At 51.8% G+C, this 1,040-nt stretch carries 1 protein-coding gene; it reads right to left on the bottom strand.

The features are described 5' to 3' along the window. Window positions 1-1,040, bottom strand: a 1,040-nt coding sequence (locus H5157_RS20555; protein ID WP_182725409.1) for an Ig-like domain-containing protein, incomplete at both ends; no start/stop codon positions are given.

The raw sequence follows: 1,040 nt of genomic DNA, 5'->3' as shown, positions 1-1,040 counted from the left end.
TCGGTAATGGTAATTTCACTGCCTGCTGGCAAGTCAGAGGTACCACTTAAGGTAACCAATAAACCAAGTTCAAACGTTGGTGTAAAGGCAAGTGCCGGTGGAGTTACGTCTACTTCGCCACTGTCAGTGCCGGTGCCTATGTTACCTGCAGCATCGGTGATGCTGGCGCTAACGCTATAATTCCCTTCGGCTAATGTGCCTGTTGGTGTCGCACTCCAGTTACCATTGGCATCGGTTTGTACATCAATGGTTTGCACTGCATTCGCTGCATCTGTAAACGTCACCGTGATGGTGCTGTTAGGTGCATCACTAGTGCCTGTCACTGTGGGCGTGCTGTCATTTGTTAATAATGGCGCATCTACACTCACACTTGGTGCTGTGGTATCAATGGTGCCGTTGCCGGTAATATCGGTGCTGTTACCTGCCACATCGCTGATGTTGGCGGTGATCGTGTACGGCCCTTCTGCCAGTGCAGTCGGTACTTCTATAGAGAAGTTGCCGTCTGCATCAACCGTGGTGGTAAAGGTTTGTGTATTGCCTTGATCGTCCACCACGGTGAAGTTAATAACCGTGCCTTCAACGGCATCACTTGTGCCACTGAGTGTCGGGGTGATGTCATTACTTGAACCAGGATTCGTTAGGATCAGTGTTGGTGCAGTCGTGTCTACTTCACCAGTGCCAGTAGCGGTGGTGTCATTGCCTGCTGCATCGCTCACGCTTGCGCTGATGGTGTATCCACCTTCTGCAATGGCTACCGGTACAGGGATTGACCACGTACCATTGGCTAGTACGGTGGCGCTCATTGTTTGCGCTGCGCCGCTGCTGTCGGTGACAACAATCGTTACTTCACTGCCTTGCGGTGCATCGCTGGTACCTGCAATCGTTGGCGTGGTGTCGTTGCTTACACCGTTGTCTGTAATAACAAGGCTCGGGCCAGTAAGGTCTATCTGACCTGTCTCGGTGGCGCTGCCGATATTACCTAGACCATCATCTACCTGTGCGGTGACAGTATATTCGCCTTCGGCTAAATCAGTTGGTGC

The sequence above is a fragment of the Pseudoalteromonas sp. SG43-3 genome (assembly GCF_014164385.1).
Classification (GTDB): Bacteria; Pseudomonadota; Gammaproteobacteria; order Enterobacterales; family Alteromonadaceae; genus Pseudoalteromonas; species Pseudoalteromonas distincta.
The sequence above is the reverse complement of the archived record's forward strand: the minus strand, read 5'-3'. Positions and strand labels throughout refer to the sequence as shown.